Here is an 18420-nt window from a genome sequence, read left to right as displayed (position 1 = left end):
CTGGTTTAGGGCGGCTTCGCCCCCCAGCGCGGGGCAAGCCCGCTCACTACGGGATATAGTGTGGGCTCTATTGGTTCAGGAATGCAGGCCCATGCTTCGTCTCAGCGCGTTGTACCGTTACCCCTTGAAGTCCGGCAAGGCCGAAATACTGCAGCAGGCCCGCCTGGATAAGCTCGGGGTGGACGGCGATCGACGCTGGATGCTGGTGGACGAAGCCAGCGGGCGTTTCCTCACGCAGCGCGCCGTGGCGAAGATGAGCCAATTGTCGGCGCTGTGGAACGGCAGCGGTGGTCTTACCCTGAGTTCGCCGGGTTGCGCGCCGCTGAACGTGGCGCTGCCCGGCGGCGACGCTGCGTTGCGTGGTGTAACCATCTGGCGTGACACCCTGCGCGTGCCGGATGCGGGCGATGAAGCCGCCGCCTGGGTCAGCGACTTCATCGGCAAGCCGACGCGCCTGGTGCAACTCCCCTTGGAACGCGCGCGGGCCACCGATGCCGGATACGGCCAGGACGATGACCAGGTAGGCTTTGCCGATGGCTACCCGTTGCTGTTGATCGGCCAGGCTTCCCTGAACGATTTATGTGCGCGCATCGGTCGCCCGATGGACATGCTGCGCTTTCGTCCCAACCTGGTGATCGAAGGCGGCGACGCCTTTGCTGAAGACGGCTGGAAACGCCTGCGCATCGGCGATGTGGAGTTCCGAGTGGTCAAGCCGTGCTCGCGCTGCATCCTGACCACCATCGACCCGCAGACCGGTGAACGCAGCGCCGACCGCGAACCCTTCGCCACGCTGGAGACCTATCGCAAGACCGAGCAGGGGGCGATGTTCGGCCAGAACTTGGTCAACGATGGCAACGGGCGCCTGGAAGTCGGGATGCCGGTGACGATCCTCGAATAGTGTTCCTGGTCCATGAAAAATGCCCGTCTCTGGGGAGACGGGCATTTTTTATGCCTGCAAAGAAACCTTAGCTGCGGTATTCGCACAGGTAAGCGGTGTCCACGGCGACCTTCAACTGGAACTTGCTGTTGGCCGGCACGTTGAACTGGCTGCCGGCGGCGAAGGTTTCCCACTCGGCGTCAGGCAGTTTGACGACCAGGGCGCCGGAGACCACGTGCATGATTTCCCGTTGGTCGGTGCCGAATTCATACTCGCCGGGGGCCATGACGCCGATGGTCGCCGGACCTTCTGCGGTGCCGAAAGCGATCGACTTGACGGTGCCGTCGAAGTACTCGTTGACTTTAAACATGGGCGGTTCCTCGGAAAAGGGTCTGGAAAGGTCGGCCAGTATGCCCAAGGGCAGGGGAGCTGCCTAGACCGGCAAAATCAGCGGCAGCAGGCGCGCGGTGTTGCGCGCATCTTCCAGCGCCCGATGTTGCTGGCCATGGAACTGCATCCCCGCCAATTGCAGGGCGCCGTTGAGCCCCAGGGGCTTGTCCAGGCGCCTGGCCTTGGCGAAGCGCTGCTTGAGGTTTACATGGCGCGTGTCGGCGAGCGCGCTGGCCAGGCCATGGCGCTGCCACTCCAGCTCCAACTGCCTGCGGTCATAATCGCCCCAACTGGCCCAGCCTTCCAGGCGCGGCCGGTGCTGGCCCAGCCAGCGTTCGAACAATGGCCACACCTCGGTGATCGGCGCCGCGCTATCAATGTTCGCTTGGGTGATGTGCGTCAGTTGCCGACAGAAGGGCGTCAGCAGTGGCCGGCGCAGCGGCCGTACAAAGCGCTGGAAATGATCCAGCTCGCGCCCCTGGCGGTTGACCAGGCTCGCGCCGATCTCGATGACTTCCATCTCCGTCACGGGCCAGCCGCCTTCATCCGTTGTGGCTTCAAGGTCAATAATCAGCCAATGAGGCATCGCGCAGGTTCCCGTACTCTTCCCTTTCTGTTGGGGATAGAGCGTAGCCCGGCCCTGTAGTTCCGCCAAGCGCTTGCTTGGTTGGCCGGCACGGCCTAAATTGCCGGCCAACACGAGCGTAGAAGTAAGGAGAGAGGCATGGATGAGCACAACGCCCTGCGGGTGATGCGCACCATGGTCGACGGCGGCCAATTGACCGACCCCGACAGCGCACGGGGCAAGTTGCTGCAGACGGCGGCTCACCTGTTTCGAAACAAGGGCTTCGAGCGTACGACTGTGCGTGACCTGGCCAGCGCCGTGGGCATCCAGTCCGGCAGCATCTTTCATCACTTCAAGAGCAAGGACGAGATCCTGCGCGCGGTAATGGAAGAAACCATCCGCTACAACACCGCGATGATGCGCGCGTGTCTTGAAGAAACCACCGACGTGCGCGAACGGGTGCTGGCGCTGATTCGTTGCGAATTACAGTCGATCATGGGCGGCAGCGGCGAGGCGATGGCGGTGCTGGTGTACGAATGGCGCTCGCTGTCGACGCAAAGCCAGGCCCAGGTGCTGGCCCTGCGCGACGTATACGAAGGGATCTGGCTGCAGGTGCTGGGAGAGGCCAGGGCGGCAGGTTATATACGCGGCGATGTGGTTATTACCCGGCGGTTTCTCACCGGCGCCCTGTCCTGGACCACCACCTGGTACCGCGCCGAGGGTAGCCTGACGCTCGAACAATTGGCTGAAGAAGCCTTGCTGATGGTGCTCAAAGCCTCGCCTGACGCAAGCTATTAATTTGCGGGTGGAAAGTTGTCTCTCCAGGCAAAAACGCCTAGCTTATCGCCATTAGCCTTTTGAACGGTGTGTGCCTTGATGTTTTCGCCACGGCGGCTGGCTGCAGGACTTACCTTTTGGGCATTGGGCAGCGCTTGGTGCATACCGGCCTCGGCTGCGCAGATGGTGAGGATCGGCGCGGCGCATTTTCCTCCTTATACCGTGCGTCCGGAGCAGGGCGCCGACACCGGCCTGCTGCCGCAACTGATCGTGGCACTGAACGCCTTGCAAACCGATTACCAGTTTGTGTTAGTGCCCACCTCTATCCCGCGGCGCTTTCGCGATTTCGAGCAGGGTCGGGTCGACATGGCCATCTTCGAAAACCCGGACTGGGGTTGGCAGGAAATACCCCACGTTGCCGTCGACCTGGGGCTGGAGGACGCGGAGATTTTCGTCGCCCAGCGTGAGCCCGGTCGCGGCCAGGCCTATTTCACTGACTTCAAAGGCAAACGGCTGGCCGTATTCAGCGGTTATCACTACGCCTTCGCCCACTTCAACCCCGACCCCAAGTACATGGTCGAGCACTTCAACGCCACGTTGACTTACTCCCATGACAGCAACCTGCTGATGGTCGCGCGCGGACGTGCCGATATCGCCTTGGTGACCCGTTCGTACCTGAGTGACTTCCTGGTGCGCAATGCGGATATGGCCGGGCAGTTCCTGGTGTCGGAGCGCATCGACCAGGTGTATCACCACTACGCATTGCTGCGCCCGAAAGCGCCGATCACGGGCGAAGCGTTTTCCGGGCTGCTCAAGCGCCTGCGGGACAATGGCCAGATGCTGAAGATTTTCGAGCCGTATCGCATCGACATTACCCCTGTGCCCTGACGGGCACGGCACCGAGGGTGATTGTGTGTGGGGAGCTACCTATCCTTGTAGTGAGCGGGCTTGCCCCGCGCTGGGTGGCGAAGCCGCCCCAATAAACACACCGCATTATTCCTGACAAAAATTGAGCCGCCTGGTTTAGGGCGGCTTCGCCACCCAGCGCGGGGCAAGCCCGCTCACTACAGAAGATTTGTCAGCTTTTGAGATACCTATGTGCATCGCAGGAAGGCCAGCTCCCACATAGGCTCGCCTGCACGTCAAACCCGCCGCGCGAACGTATCGCTGTGATTGCCCGACACCTTGCGGCAGTGCACCAGCGCATCCCGGATCATGAAGTTCACCAACGTCGGCGACACCCCCAACTCCTTGGCGATGTCCTTTTGCGGCACGCCGTGCAAGCGGTACATCTCGAACGCATAGCGGGTGCGCTGGGGCAGCTCCGTCAGGGCGTCGGCGATGTTTTCCAGGGTGCTGAAATTGATGTGCGAGGTTTCCGGTGAAGCGCCGTGAATAACCACATTCAAGCCTTCCTCTTCGGTCCCTGAGTATTTGAGTTCCAAGGCCTGCTTGCGATAGTGATCGATCGCCAGGTTGCGCACGATCTGAAACAGGTAACTGAGCTGGGCCTTGAATGACGACGTGATCGTCGGCGCTGACTGCAGCCGGAAGTAGGCGTCCTGCACTACGTCTTCGGCACGGGAGCGGCACCCGGTAATACGTGCCGCGATCTTCACCAGGATCAACCGATTATCGACGAATGCCTGGAGAAGCGGTGAGTCGCACCTGCCTGTGGATACTTGTTCCGTCATGGAAATTCACCTTGTCGCAAAAGAGGTTAGGGGAGGGCGTCCTTGCTGAGGCCTCCTACACATCGGGCAACAAATTATGCTTAATGATAATTATTGTCAAATGAGAAGGCGAACTAATCTTATGCTTTCTTGTTCGGTGTGAACCACGTCTCGCACGTACCCGGCGACTAATTATTTGCCGCTGCCGTCCGTTCTTCTGGGTGACAGGCCGTTAGTAAAACGGCCAAGGATCAGCACCCGCAGGAGGACGAAATGGGTTTCTATCGTGCATACAGCGTGTTTCAGTTTGGAGTTGTCGCCGGATGAGTACGCCGACCCGACTGCGCCTGTTCTGCCTGCCCTATTCGGGCGCCAGCGCCATGGTTTACGCGCGTTGGCGGCGAGCGCTGCCGGAGTGGTTGCAGGTGTGCCCGTTGGAATTGCCCGGCCGTGGCATGCGCATGGATGAGCCGTTGCAGCGCGACATCAAGGCCTTGGCTGCGCAACTCGCGGACGAAATCAGTCACGATTTGAGCGGCCCTTATGCCCTGTTCGGCCATAGCCTGGGCGGCCTGCTCGCGTTCGAACTGGCCCACGCGCTGGGGGCGCGCAAGGTGCCGGCGCCGCTGGCGCTGTTTGCCTCCGGCACGGCCGGGCCGGCGTGTCGCGATGTCAGTGAATACGCCATCGAAAAGACCGACGAACAACTGATCGCCCGCTTGCGCGAACTGCAAGGCACCGCCGAAGAAGCCCTGGCCAACCCTGAGTTGATGCAATTGATGCTGCCGATCCTGCGCGCCGATTTCCTCCTGTGCGGCAGCTTCACCTATGGCCAGCGCGCGCCGCTGGACATGCCGATCCACGTGTTCGGCGGCAAACAGGACAGCGTGCGCGCCGACCAGTTGCTCGACTGGCAGATCGACGCGGCCAGCGGCTTTTCGTTGGACATGTTCGACGGCCACCACTTCTTCCTCATGCAACACGAAAGCGCCGTGCTGCGCTGCCTGCGGCGCTACGCCGACGAACACCTGGCCCGCTGGCGCAATGGCTCCGCACGGCACCTGGCTGCCGGTTGAAAGCCCGCCCAATTCCCGAATTTCCCGCAAGCCGATTTCAGGCAGGAACCCCATGATGGACGCCTTCGAACTTCCCCTCACGCTGGCCCAGTCCCTTCAGCGCCGTGCCGCGCAGACCCCGGACCAGGTCGCCCTGCGCTTCCTGGCCGAGTCCGCCGAACACAACGTGGTGCTCAGTTACCGCGACCTGGACCAACGCGCCCGCACCATCGCCGCCGCCTTGCAAACCAGTGCGAGCCAGGGCGACCGTGCGGTGCTGTTGTTCCCCAGCGGCGCGGATTACGTCGCGGCGTTCTTTGGTTGCCTGTATGCCGGGGTCATCGCGGTGCCGGCCTACCCGCCGGAGTCAAGCCGCCGTCATCATCAGGCGCGTCTGCTGTCGATCATCAGCGATGCCGAACCGCGCCTGTTGCTGACCATCGCCAGCCTTGCCGACGGCCTGGCGCAGATCGAAGATGCGCCGCCCATAATGAGCGTCGATCGCCTGGAAAGTGCCGGCGACTGGATCGCCCCCGCTCTGCGCCCCGACGACATCGCCTTCCTGCAATACACCTCCGGCTCGACCGCGTTGCCCAAGGGTGTGCAGGTCAGCCACGGCAACCTGGTGGCCAACGAAGTGCTGATCCGTCGCGGCTTCGGCATCGACCTCAACCCGGACGACGTGATCGTCAGCTGGCTGCCGCTGTACCACGACATGGGCCTGATCGGCGGCCTGCTGCAACCGATCTTCAGCGGCGTGCCCTGCGTGCTGATGTCACCGGCCTACTTTCTCGGCCGACCGTTGCGCTGGCTCGAGGCGATCAGCGAGTACGGCGGCACCATCAGCGGCGGGCCGGATTTCGCTTATCGCCTGTGCAGCGAGCGGGTCAGTGAATCGGCGCTGCAACGCCTGGACTTGAGCCAATGGCGCGTGGCGTATTCGGGCTCCGAACCGATCCGCCTCGACACCCTGGAATGTTTTGCCGAGAAGTTCGCCGCCTGCGGTTTTACGCCGAACAATTTCTTCGCCTCCTATGGCCTGGCCGAAGCGACCTTGTTTGTCGCCGGTGGCACCCGGGGCCATGGCATCCCGGCGCTGCGTGTCGATGAGCAAGCGCTGGCCGCCAACCGCGCCGAGCCCGGGCAGGGCAGCGCAATCATGAGCTGCGGCACCAGCCAGCCGGAACACGCGGTACTGATCGCCGACCCGCACACCCTGAGCGAACTGGCCGACAACCGCGTGGGCGAGCTCTGGGCCAGCGGCCCGAGCATCGCCCACGGCTACTGGCGCAACCCCGAAGCCACCGCCAGGACCTTCGTGCAGCACGCCGGGCGTACCTGGCTGCGCACCGGCGATTTGGGCTTTGTCCGTGACGGCCAGGTGTACATCACCGGCCGCCTCAAAGACCTGCTGATCGTGCGCGGCCACAACCTCTACCCTCAGGACATCGAGCAGACCATCGAGCGCGAAGTGGAAGGGGTGCGCAAGGGCCGGGTTGCCGCGTTTGCCGTGAATGACCAGGGCCTGGAAGGCATCGGCATTGCCGCCGAAATCAGCCGCAGCGTGCAGAAAGTCCTGCCGCCCGAAGCGCTGGTCAAGGCGATCCGTCAGGCCGTCGCCGAGGCGTATCAGCAAGCGCCGAGCGTGGTGGTCTTGCTCAACCCCGGTGCCTTGCCCAAAACGTCGAGCGGCAAGGTGCAACGCGCCGCGTGTGCGCTTCGCCACAAGGATGGCAGCCTCGACAGCTATGCACAGTTCCCCGGTCTGCAAGCGCCGGCGAGCAATGCGGCGCTGGCATCTGACCTGCAAAACCGCATCGCCGCGATCTGGTGCGAGCAACTGCACGTCGCCTCCGTCGCCGCCGATGATCATTTCTTCCTGCTCGGCGGCAACTCCATCACCGCCACCCAAGTGGTCGCGCGCCTGCGTGAAACCCTGGGCCTGGAGCTGAACCTGCGCCTGCTGTTCGAAGCGCCAACCCTGCAAAGCTTTGCCGCCAGCGTCGCGCAGTTGCAGCAGGACGGCGGCGTTGCCCAAGGTGCGATCCGTCCCCTGTCGCGCCAGGATGAACTGCCCCAGTCCCTGGCACAAAACCGCCTGTGGATCACCTGGCAACTGGACCCGCACAGCAGCGCCTACATCATTCCCGGCGCTCTGCGCCTGCGCGGCGAGCTGGATGAAGACGCCGTGCGCACAAGCTTCGAGCAATTGATCCAGCGCCACGAAGCCCTGCGCACCCGCTTTTACGAGAGAGACGGCCAGGCCTTCCAGCGCATCGATGCCAAAACCGCTTTCGAACTGCACGTCATCGACCTCAGCGACCTGCCGACGGCCGAGCGCGAAGCGCGCGCGCAACAGCTGCGCGAGGACGAAGCCCGCACCCGGTTCGACCTGGAAAAGGGCCCGCTGCTGAGGGTGACCCTGATGCACCTCGACGATGAAGATCACCAATTGCTGGTGACCCTGCACCACATCATCGCCGACGGCTGGTCGCTGACTATCCTCATGGATGAGTTCTCACGCCTGTACGCCGCCTTTGTCCAAGGCCAGACCCTGGAACTGCCACCCCTGGCCCTGCACTACGCCGACTACGGCAGCTGGCAGCGCCAATGGCTGGCCGAAGGCGAAGGCCAGCGCCAGCTGGCGTACTGGAAAGCGCAACTGGGCGAGGAGCATCCCGCCCTGAACCTGGCCACCGACCACCCGCGCGCGGCGCAACAGCGCAACAGCGCTTCGCGGCACACCGTGCGTCTGGATGCCGGCCTCAGCCACGCCATTCGCCACACTGCTCAGGCCAGCGAGTCCACCTCGTTTATGCTGTTGCTGGCGGCGTATCAAGTGCTGCTCTACCGTTACAGCGGCCAGCGCGATATCCGCATCGGCGTGCCCAACGCCAACCGCCCGCGCCAGGAAACCCAAGGCCTGGTTGGTTTCTTCATCAACACGCAGGTCATGCGCGCCGAGCTGGACGGGCGCTTGCCGTTCAACGCGCTGTTGGCCGCCACCCGCGACACGGCATTGGGCGCCCAGGCGCATCAGGACTTGCCGTTCGAGCAACTGCTGGAAGCGTTCCCCCAGGCCCGCGAACAAGGCCTGTTCCAGGTCATGTTCAATCACCAGCAACGCGACCTCAGCGCCTTGCGCCGCCTGCCGGGGCTGCTCGCCGACGAGCTGGCGTGGCACAGCCGCGAAGCCAAGTTCGACCTGCAACTGCACAGCGAAGAAGACCGCAACGGACGCCTGAGCCTGTCGTTTGACTACGCTGACGAACTGTTTGACGCCGCCACGATCGAGCGGCTTGCCACGCACTACATCAACCTGCTGCAAGCGATCTGCGAACAACCGCAACACGCCATCGGCGACCTCGCACTGATGCCACGCGACGAACAGCAGCCATGGTGCCAGGCACCGTGTGCGCCGGCGCAACAGTGGCTGCCCGAGTTGCTCAACCAGCACACCACGGACAACACCGCGCTGGTCTGGCAGGACGGCCACCTGACCTTTGCCCAACTGCACACCCAGGCCAATCGCCTGGCCCATTACCTGCGTGACAAAGGCGTCGGCCCGGACGTGTGCGTGGCCATCGCCGCCGAGCGCTCGCCGCAACTGCTGATCGGCCTGCTGGCGATCATCAAGGCCGGGGGCGCGTACGTGCCGCTCGACCCGGATTACCCCGCCGAGCGCCTGGCCTACATGCTCAAGGACAGCGGCGTGCACCTGCTGCTGACCCAGACCGCGCTGCTCGAGCAGGTGCCGAGCGCTGAGGGCGTGTGTGTGATTGCAATGGACAGCCTGCACCTGGACAGCTGGCCGACCCAGCCGCCGGGCCTGCACCTGCACGGCGATAACCTCGCCTACGTGATCTACACCTCCGGCTCCACCGGCCAGCCCAAAGGCGTGGGCAATACCCATGCGGCCCTGGCCGAGCGCTTGCAGTGGATGCAGGCCACCTATCAATTGAATGAAACCGACGTGCTGCTGCAAAAGGCGCCGATCAGTTTCGACGTGTCGGTGTGGGAATGCTTCTGGCCGCTGATCACCGGTTGCCGCCTGGTGCTGGCCGGCCCTGGCGAGCACCGTGACCCGCACCGTATCGCACAGTTGGTGCGGCAACACGGCGTGACCACGTTGCACTTTGTGCCGCCGCTGCTGCAATTGTTTGTCGACGAACCCCTGGCAGCCGAATGCACCAGCCTGCGTCGCCTGTTCTGCGGGGGCGAAGCCTTGCCCGCGGAACTGCGCAACCGCGTGTTGGCGCAACTGCCGGCGGTGCAGTTGCACAACCGTTATGGCCCGACTGAAACCGCGATCAACGTGACCCACTGGCATTGCCACGCCGAAGACGGCGAGCGCTCGCCGATTGGCCGCCCGCTGGGCAATGTGATCTGCCGTGTGCTGGATGAGCAGCTCAACCCCGTGCCGCTGGGCGTGCCGGGTGAACTGTGCATCGGCGGCATCGGCCTGGCCCGGGGTTACCTTGGTCGTGCCGGGCTGACGGCCGAGCGTTTTGTCGCCGACCACTCGGGGGCGCGCCTGTACCGCACTGGTGACCGCGCCCGCTGGAGCGCCGACGGCGTGCTCGAGTACCTCGGTCGCCTCGACCAGCAGGTCAAGCTGCGCGGTTTTCGGGTGGAACCGCAGGAGATCGAAGCGCGCCTGCTGGCCCTGGCCGGCATCGCCCTAGCCGTGGTGCTGGTGCGTGACGGGCAATTGATCGGCTACTTCACCGCCCATGGTGAACTCGACGAACAACAGGTCAAAACCGCCCTGGCCGCCGAGCTGCCGGAGTACATGGTGCCCGCGCTGTTGATACGCCTGGACGCCATGCCCTTGAGCCCCAGCGGCAAGCTGGACCGTCGCGCGCTGCCGGAACCGGTGTGGCAAACCCGCGAACACGTCGAACCCCAAACCCCTTTGCAGCAGCAGATCGCCGCGATCTGGCGCGAAGTGCTGGGCTTGCCGCGCGTTGGTCTGCGTGATGACTTCTTCGCTCTCGGCGGCCACTCGTTGCTGGCCACGCAGATCATCTCCCGCACCCGTCAGGCCTGCGACGTTGAGCTGCCGTTGCGCACCTTGTTCGAAGCCAGTGAGCTGGGTGCATTTGTCGCGCAAGTCGGCCTGATCCAGGCGTCGGGCCAACGCAACCAGCAGACCGCCATTGCCAGGGTCGACCGCAGCCAACCGGTGCCGTTGTCCTATTCGCAGCAGCGCATGTGGTTCCTGTGGCAGATGGAACCGGACAGCCCGGCCTACAACGTCGGTGGCATGGCGCGCCTGCGTGGCGTGCTGGATGTGGGGCGTTTCGAGGCCGCGCTGCAGGCGCTGATCATGCGTCACGAAACCCTGCGCACCACTTTCCCGAGCGTCGACGGCGTAGCGTGCCAGAAGGTCTCGCCGCAGACTGGCCTGCGTATGGACTGGCAGGATGTCTCCGGCCTCGGCGAATCCGAGCGCCAACGGCGTCTGCAGCAACTGGCCGATCAGGAAGCGCATACGCCGTTCAACCTGGAAACCGGGCCGTTGCTGCGTGCCTGCCTGGTCAAGGCCGGCGAGCAGGAACACTACCTGGTGCTGACCCTGCATCACATCGTCACCGAAGGCTGGGCCATGGACATCTTTGCCCGTGAACTCAGCGCGCTGTACGAAGCCTTTATCGACGAACGCGAATCGCCGCTGGCAGCGCTGCCGGTGCAATACCTGGACTACAGCGTGTGGCAGCGTCAGTGGCTGGCGTCCGGCGAACGCCAGCGCCAGCTGGATTACTGGACCGCGCAACTGGGCAGCGAACATCCGCTGCTCGAGCTGCCGGGCGACCGTCCACGGCCGCCTGTGCAAAGCCACCGGGGCGAGCTGTACCGCTTTGATTTGAGCGCTGACCTGGCCGCCCGCGTGCGCGCCTTCAACGCCGAGCGCGGCTTGACCCTGTTCATGACCATGACCGCCACCCTGGCCGTGTTGCTCTACCGCTACAGCGGCCAGAACGACCTGCGCATCGGTGCGCCCGTGGCTAACCGCATTCGCCCGGAAAGCGAAGGCTTGATTGGCGCGTTCCTCAATACCCAGGTGCTGCGTTGCCAGCTCGACGGGCAGATGACTGTCGCGCAGTTGTTCGAGCAGGTGCGTCACACCGTGATCGAGGGCCAGTCCCATCAGGACCTGCCATTCGACCATTTGGTCGAAGCCCTGCAACCGCCGCGCAGCGCGGCCTACAACCCGCTGTTCCAGGTGATGTGCAACGTGCAGCGCTGGGAATTCCAGCAAAGCCGCCAACTGGCCGGCATGAGCGTGGAGTACCTGGCCAACGATGCGCGCGCGACCAAGTTCGACCTCAACCTGGAAGTCACCGACCTCGACCATCGCCTGGGTTGCTGCCTGACCTACAGCACCGACCTGTTCGACGAGCCGCGCATCGCACGCATGGCCGGGCATTGGCGCAACCTGCTGGAGGCGTTGATCGCTGATCCGCAACAACGCCTCAGCGAACTGCCGTTGCTCAGCGTCGCCGAGCAACGTGCATTGCACGACAGCCTGGGCATCGAAGCGGGCGAACGCCGTCTCGACCAGTGCCTGCATCTCCTGTTCAGCCAGCAGGCGGCAGCCCGAGGCGATGCGCCCGCGCTGACCTTTGCCGGCGTAACCTTCAGCTACCGTGAACTCGACGCCCGCGCCAACCGCCTGGCGTGGATGTTGCGCGAGCGCGGCGTCGGCCCGCAGGTGCGCGTCGGCCTGGCGCTGCCGCGCTCCCTGGAAATGGTCGTCGGCCTGCTGGCGATTCTCAAGGCCGGCGGCGCCTATGTGCCGCTGGACCCGGAATACCCGCTGGACCGTCTGCACTACATGATCGAAGACAGCGGCATCGGCCTGCTGCTCAGCGATGCGGCCATGTTCCAGGCCCTCGGCGAACTGCCGGCGAGCGTGGCGTGCTGGTGCCTTGAAGATGATGTGCCGCGGCTTGCCGATTACCCGTGCGATGAGCTGCCGTTTATCAGCCTGGCGCACCATCAGGCCTACTTGATCTACACCTCCGGCTCCACCGGCAAACCCAAAGGCGTGGTGGTGCGCCACGGTGAAATCGCCATGCATTGCCAGGCCGTGATCGAGCGCTTTGGCATGCGCCCGGACGATTGCGAACTGCACTTTTATTCGATCAACTTTGACGCCGCCACCGAACGGCTGCTGGTGCCGCTGCTCAGCGGTGCGCACGTGGTATTGCGTGCCCAGGGCCAGTGGGATGCGGAAGAAATCTGCGCGCTGATCCGCACCCATCGCGTCAACATTCTGGGTTTTACGCCCAGCTACGGCAGCCAGTTGGCGCAGTGGCTGGCGACCCGGCAGCAAACCTTGCCGGTGCGCATGTGCATCACCGGCGGCGAGGCGCTCACCGGTGAGCACTTGCAGCGCATCCGCGCGGCGTTCCAGCCTCAGGTGTTCTTCAACGCCTACGGCCCGACCGAAACCGTGGTGATGCCGCTGGCCAGCCTTGCGCCCGAGCGGTTGGAGGAGGGCGCCGGCAGCGTGCCAATCGGCAGCATTGTCGGTGCGCGCGTGGCCTATATTCTCGACGCCGACCTGGCGTTGTTGCCGCAAGGGGCGAGCGGCGAGTTGTATGTCGGCGGCGCCGGTCTTGCCCAGGGATATCACCAGCGTCCCGGCATGACCGCCGAGCGTTTTGTTGCCGACCCGTTTGCCCGCAATGGCGCGCGGCTGTACCGCACCGGCGACCTGGTGCGCCAGCGCGCCGATGGCCTGGTGGAATACCTGGGGCGCATCGACCATCAGGTGAAGATCCGTGGTTTCCGCATTGAGCTGGGCGAAATCGAAACCCGCCTGCTGGAACACCAAGCCGTGCGCGAAGCGGTGGTGCTGGCGCTGGATGCGCCGAGTGGCAAACAGCTGGTGGCGTACCTGGCCAGCGACGCCGACCACGCCACGTTGCGAGACGCGCTGAAGATGCATCTCAAGGCGCACCTGCCGGATTACATGGTGCCCGCGCACCTGATCGTACTGGACAGCATGCCGCTGACCGCCAACGGCAAACTCGACCGCCGCGCCTTGCCGCAACCCGACCCCGAGGCCAACCGCCAAGCCTATGTGGCGCCGCGCAATGGGCTGGAAAGCAGCTTGGCGGCGATCTGGTGCGCGGTGTTGAACCTGCAGCAAGTCGGCCTGGACGATAACTTCTTTGAGCTGGGCGGCGACTCGATCCTGTCGATCCAGGTGGTCAGCCGTGCGCGGCAGGCGGGCATACACTTCAGCCCGCGTGACCTGTTCCAGCACCAGACCGTGCAGACCCTGGCCGCCGTTGCCACACGCACCGAGCAGGTCACGGCGGAGCAGGGCGTGCTGACCGGCCGCTCGGGCCTCACGCCGATCCAGCATTGGTTCTTCGACACACCGATTCCACAGCGTCAGCACTGGAACCAGGCGCTGGTCCTCAAACCGCTGCAACTGCTGCAGCCCCATCGGCTGGAACAGGCGCTGCTGGCGGTATTGGAACACCACGACGCCCTGCGCCTGAGCTTCAGCAAGCGCGACGCGCAGTGGCACGCCGAACACCTGGCGGTGCCCCAAGGCGGGGTGCTGCTGCAGGCGCAAGTGCGCGACATGGCGGACTGCACCGCCTTGTTCACCGACACCCAGCGCAGCCTCGACCTGCAACGCGGCCCGCTGCTGCGCGCCTTGCTGGTGGAGGGTCCCGAGGGCCAGCAACGCCTGCTGATCGCGATCCATCACCTGGTGGTGGATGGCGTATCGTGGCGCGTGTTGCTGGAAGACCTGCAGACGGTCTACCGCCAACTCAGCGATGGCCAGTCCGTCAGCCTGCCGGCCAAGACCAGCGCGCTGCGCGATTGGGCCACGCGTTTGCAGGCCTATGCCGGCAGCGAGTCGCTGCGTGAAGAGTTGAGCCTCTGGCAGGCGCAACTGGCCGGGCCTGACACGGCATTGCCGGTGGCCCGTGCGCAAGGCTCGCTGCGCCACCGCGACGCCGACAGCGTCAGCGTGCGCCTGGATGCCGAACACACCCGCCAGTTGCTGCAACAGGCGCCGAGCGCCTATCGCACCCAGGTCAACGACCTGCTGCTGACCGCCTTGGCGCGCGTGGTGTGCCGCTGGAGCGGCCACGCCTCGACGCTGATCCAGCTCGAAGGCCACGGCCGCGAAACCCTGTTTGATGACATCGACCTGACGCGCAGCGTCGGCTGGTTCACCAGCGCTTATCCGCTGCGCCTGACCCCGCAAGCGACCCAGGGCGACTCGATCAAGGCGATCAAGGAACAACTGCGTGGCGTGCCGCACAAAGGGTTGGGCTTTGGCGTGCTGCGCTACCTGGCGGACGAGGCGTGTAAACAGAGCATGGCCGCACTGCCGAGCGCGCCGATCACCTTCAACTACCTGGGCCAGTTCGACCAGAGCTTCGGCGCCGATGCGCTGTTCCATCCGCTGGAGGAATCCGCAGGCCTGGCCCATGACCCGGACGCGCCGCTGCCCAATGAACTGAGCGTCGACAGCCAAGTGTACGGTGGTGAACTGGTGCTGCGCTGGACCTTCAGCCGCGAACGGTTTGACCCGCACACGATCCGCGAACTGGCCGATGCCTACCTGGCTGAACTGCAAAGCCTGACCCGGCACTGTATCCGAGACGACGCCGGCGGCCTCACACCGTCCGACTTCCCACTGGCGCGCCTGACCCAGTCGCAGCTCGACAGCCTGCCGGTGCCGGCCAGCGCCATCGAAGACGTCTACCCGCTGACCCCGATGCAGGAAGGCCTGCTGCTGCACACCCTGCTCGAACCGGGCACCGGCCTCTACTACATGCAGGACCGCTACCGCATCAACAGCGCCCTGGACCCCGAGCGTTTCGCCCAGGCCTGGCAAGCGGTGATCGCCCGCCACGAAGCCCTGCGCGCGTCGTTCTGCTGGAATATCGGCGAAGACATGCTGCAAGTCATCCATAAACCCGGCAGCACGCCGATCGACTACCTGGACTGGAGCAACGACCCGGAAAACGAGCACGAACCACGCCTGCAAGCGTTGCTCAAGCAGGAGCGCGAAGCCGGTTTCGATCTGCTCAACCAGGCGCCGTTCCACCTGCGCCTGATCCGCGTTGGCGAGGCGCGCTACTGGTTCATGATGAGCAACCACCACATCCTCATCGATGCCTGGTGCCGTTCGTTGCTGATGAATGACTTTTTCGACCTTTACGCGGCCCTCGGCGAAGGCCGCGACGCGCAACTGGCCGCGCCACCGCGCTACCGCGACTACATCGCCTGGCTGCAACGCCGGGACCTGAATGAGGCGCGCCAGTGGTGGCAACAGAACCTGCAAGGCTTCGAACGCACCACGCCGATCCCGAGCGACCGGCCGTTCCTGCGCGAACATGCGGGCCACAGCGGCGGCATGGTGGTGGGTGACTGCTACACACGTCTGGATGCCCGCGACGGTGCGCAACTGCGCGAACTGGCCCAGGCCCATCAGTTGACCATCAACACCTTTGCCCAGGCGGCATGGGCCCTGGTGTTGCGGCGTTTGAGCGGCGAGCGCGACGTGGTGTTCGGCGTTACCGTCGCCGGCCGCCCGGTGGACATGCCCGAGATGCAACGTACCGTCGGCCTGTTCATCAACAGCATCGCGCTGCGGGTCAAACTGCCCGCGGACGATCAGCGTTGCAGCGTGCGCCAATGGCTGAGCGGCCTGCTCGACAGCAATATGCGGCTGCGCGAGTACGAATACCTGCCGCTGGTAACCCTCCAGGAACACAGCGAACTGCCCAAGGGCCAGCCGCTGTTCGACAGCCTGTTCGTGTTCGAAAACGCCCCGGTGGAAGTCTCGGTGCTGGACCGTGCGCAGAGCCTGAATGCCACCTCGGACTCGGGGCGCACCCACACCAACTTCCCGCTGACCGCCGTGTGCTATCCGGGCGACGACCTGGGATTGCATCTCTCCTATGACCAGCGTTACTTCGACGAAATCACCGTGCAAGGCATGCTCGGCGAGTTCAAGCGCTTGCTGCTGGCGCTGGTGCAGGGTTTCCATGGCGACATGGCCGACCTGCCGCTGATGGGCGAGCAGGAGCGTGAGTTCCTGCTCAACGGCTGCAATCAGAGCGAGCACGACTACCCGCTGCACAGCAGCTACATCGAGTTGTTCGAAGCCCAAGTGGCCGCGCATCCGCAGCGCATCGTCGCCAGTTGCCTGGACCAGCAATGGAGCTATGACACGCTGAACCGGCGCGCTAACGGCGTGGGCCACGCGCTGAGGGCGGCGGGCGTCGGCCTGGATCAACCGGTGGCATTGTTGGCCGAGCGTAACCTCGACCTGCTCGGCATGATCATCGGCAGCTTCAAGGCCGGTGCCGGTTACCTGCCGCTGGACCCGGGCCTGCCGAGCCAGCGGCTGCGCAGCATCATCGAGCTGAGCCGCACGCCGTTGCTGGTATGCACCGAGGCGTGCCGCGAGCAGGCCATCGCATTGCTTGAGGGCTTTGACTGCCAGTTGCTGGTGTGGGAAGAAATACCGGCGCGTGGCGAAAACCCCGGCATCTACAGCGGCCCGGACAACCTCGCCTACGTGATCTACACCTCAGGTTCCACCGGCTTGCCCAAGGGCGTGATGGTTGAACAGCGCGGCATGCTCAATAACCAACTGAGCAAGGTGCCGTACCTGGCCTTGAGCGATGCGGATGTCATCGCGCAAACCGCTTCGCAAAGCTTCGATATTTCCGTGTGGCAGTTCCTCGCCGCGCCGCTGTTCGGCGCGCGGGTGGACATCGTGCCGAATATGATTGCCCACGATCCCCAAGGCTTGCTCGCCCATGTGCAGGCCCAGGGCATCACCGTGCTGGAAAGCGTGCCCTCGCTGATCCAGGGCATGTTGGCCCAGGACCGTATTGGCCTGGATGGCCTGCGCTGGATGCTGCCGACCGGTGAAGCCATGCCGCCGGAGCTGGCGCGCCAGTGGTTGCAACGTTATCCGCAGATTGGCTTGGTGAACGCCTATGGCCCGGCCGAATGTTCCGACGACGTGGCGTTCTTCCGCGTCGACTTGGCCTCGACCCGTGGCACTTATCTGCCGATTGGCACGCCGACCGACAACAACCGCTTGTACCTGCTCGATGGTGCTTTGGAGCTGGTGCCCCAAGGCGCGGTGGGCGAGTTGTGCGTCGCCGGTACGGGTGTCGGTCGCGGCTACGTCAGTGACCCGCTGCGCACCGCCCCGGTGTTTGTGCCCAACCCGTTTGGCGCACCGGGCGAGCGGCTCTACCGCAGCGGCGACCTCGCGCGCCGGCGCAGTGACGGCGTGCTGGAGTACGTCGGTCGTATCGACCACCAGGTGAAGATTCGCGGCTACCGCATCGAACTCGGCGAAATCGAAGCGCGTCTGCACGAACAACCGGAGGTGCGCGATGCGGCAGTCGGCGTGCAGGAAGGCGTCAACGGCAAGCACCTGGTCGGCTATCTGGTGGCGGCGGATGCCTCTCTGAGCCCAAGCGAACGCCTGGACCGCATCAAGCAACGCCTGCGCGCCGAACTGCCGGACTACATGGTGCCGCTGCACTGGCTCTGGCTCGACGGCCTGCCGCTCAACGCCAACGGCAAACTCGACCGCAAGGCCCTGCCGGCCCTGGAGATCGGCCAGCTTCACAGCCACGACTACCTGGCGCCGCGCAATGAACTGGAAACCACCTTGGCCACCATCTGGGCCGAGGTGCTCAAGGTCGAGCGGGTAGGGGTGGCGGACAACTTCTTCGAACTGGGCGGGCACTCGTTGCTGGCCACGCAGATTGCCTCGCGGGTGCAGAAAACCTTGCAGCGCGATGTGCCGTTAAGGGCGATGTTTGAGTGCAGTACGGTGGCGGAGTTGGCGGGGTATATCGAGGGGCTGGCGGGGAATGAGATCAGTGCCGGGACGGTGGATCGGTTGAGTGATTTGATGGCGGAGCTGGAGGGGTTGTGAGAGGGCCGTTGGTCAGTATATGCCTGGTTTTGCGTCAGAACTGTCAATTTTGACAGTAGGCAAAAGAAAGGCAAAAGAGCTTATTGAGGCGAGTCCCTCAGCCTCGGCCGGGCTGAGGGTAGAACCCT

8 protein-coding genes are annotated in these 18420 nt (G+C 64.4%); 5 read left to right on the top strand and 3 right to left on the bottom strand.

Going from position 1 to position 18420, the window contains the following annotated elements; translation table 11 throughout:
- Positions 1 to 91: 91 nt before the first annotated feature.
- Positions 92 to 898: an MOSC domain-containing protein gene (locus tag KVG91_RS04355; RefSeq protein ID WP_169377247.1), complete on the top strand. Its 807-nt coding sequence runs from the start codon at positions 92 to 94 to the stop codon at positions 896 to 898.
- Positions 899 to 965: 67 nt separating this feature from the next.
- Here KVG91_RS04355 and ppnP read toward each other — a convergent pair whose 3' ends face one another.
- Together ppnP and KVG91_RS04345 are read right to left on the bottom strand one after the other, a co-directional pair.
- A complete protein-coding gene (gene ppnP, locus KVG91_RS04350; protein ID WP_076953015.1) occupies positions 966 to 1247 on the bottom strand; it encodes a pyrimidine/purine nucleoside phosphorylase in 282 nt (93 codons plus the stop codon).
- Positions 1248 to 1310: 63 nt separating this feature from the next.
- Complete coding sequence (locus KVG91_RS04345) at positions 1311 to 1853, bottom strand: exonuclease domain-containing protein (RefSeq protein ID WP_169377248.1); 543 nt, start codon at positions 1851 to 1853, stop codon at positions 1311 to 1313.
- Between the two features lie 138 nt (positions 1854 to 1991).
- Between KVG91_RS04345 and KVG91_RS04340 the strand changes: the two genes are divergently transcribed.
- Positions 1992 to 2630 (top strand): TetR/AcrR family transcriptional regulator, encoded by a 639-nt coding sequence (locus tag KVG91_RS04340; protein ID WP_169377249.1) that lies wholly within the window; start codon positions 1992 to 1994, stop codon positions 2628 to 2630.
- 78 nt (positions 2631 to 2708) lie between these two features.
- On the top strand, positions 2709 to 3497 hold the full coding sequence (locus KVG91_RS04335) for a substrate-binding periplasmic protein (RefSeq protein ID WP_217894868.1): 789 nt from the start codon (positions 2709 to 2711) through the stop codon (positions 3495 to 3497).
- Between the two features lie 254 nt (positions 3498 to 3751).
- Here KVG91_RS04335 and KVG91_RS04330 read toward each other — a convergent pair whose 3' ends face one another.
- Positions 3752 to 4303: an RNA polymerase factor sigma-70 gene (locus KVG91_RS04330; protein ID WP_169376471.1), complete on the bottom strand. Its 552-nt coding sequence runs from the start codon at positions 4301 to 4303 to the stop codon at positions 3752 to 3754.
- A 302-nt stretch (positions 4304 to 4605) separates the two neighbouring features.
- Here KVG91_RS04330 and KVG91_RS04325 point away from each other — a divergent pair, with 302 nt between their 5' ends.
- Together KVG91_RS04325 and KVG91_RS04320 are read left to right on the top strand one after the other, a co-directional pair.
- Positions 4606 to 5358 (top strand): thioesterase II family protein, encoded by a 753-nt coding sequence (locus KVG91_RS04325; RefSeq protein WP_169376472.1) that lies wholly within the window; start codon positions 4606 to 4608, stop codon positions 5356 to 5358.
- A gap of 52 nt (positions 5359 to 5410) precedes the next feature.
- Positions 5411 to 18292, top strand: coding sequence for a non-ribosomal peptide synthetase (locus KVG91_RS04320; protein WP_169376473.1), 12882 nt, complete (start codon positions 5411 to 5413; stop codon positions 18290 to 18292).
- Positions 18293 to 18420 lie beyond the last annotated feature (128 nt).

It is taken from the genome of Pseudomonas azadiae (assembly GCF_019145355.1).
GTDB classification, from domain to species: Bacteria; Pseudomonadota; Gammaproteobacteria; order Pseudomonadales; family Pseudomonadaceae; genus Aquipseudomonas; species Aquipseudomonas azadiae.
Note: the sequence above shows the minus strand (reverse complement) of the source record. Positions and strands in the feature narration are given on the sequence as shown.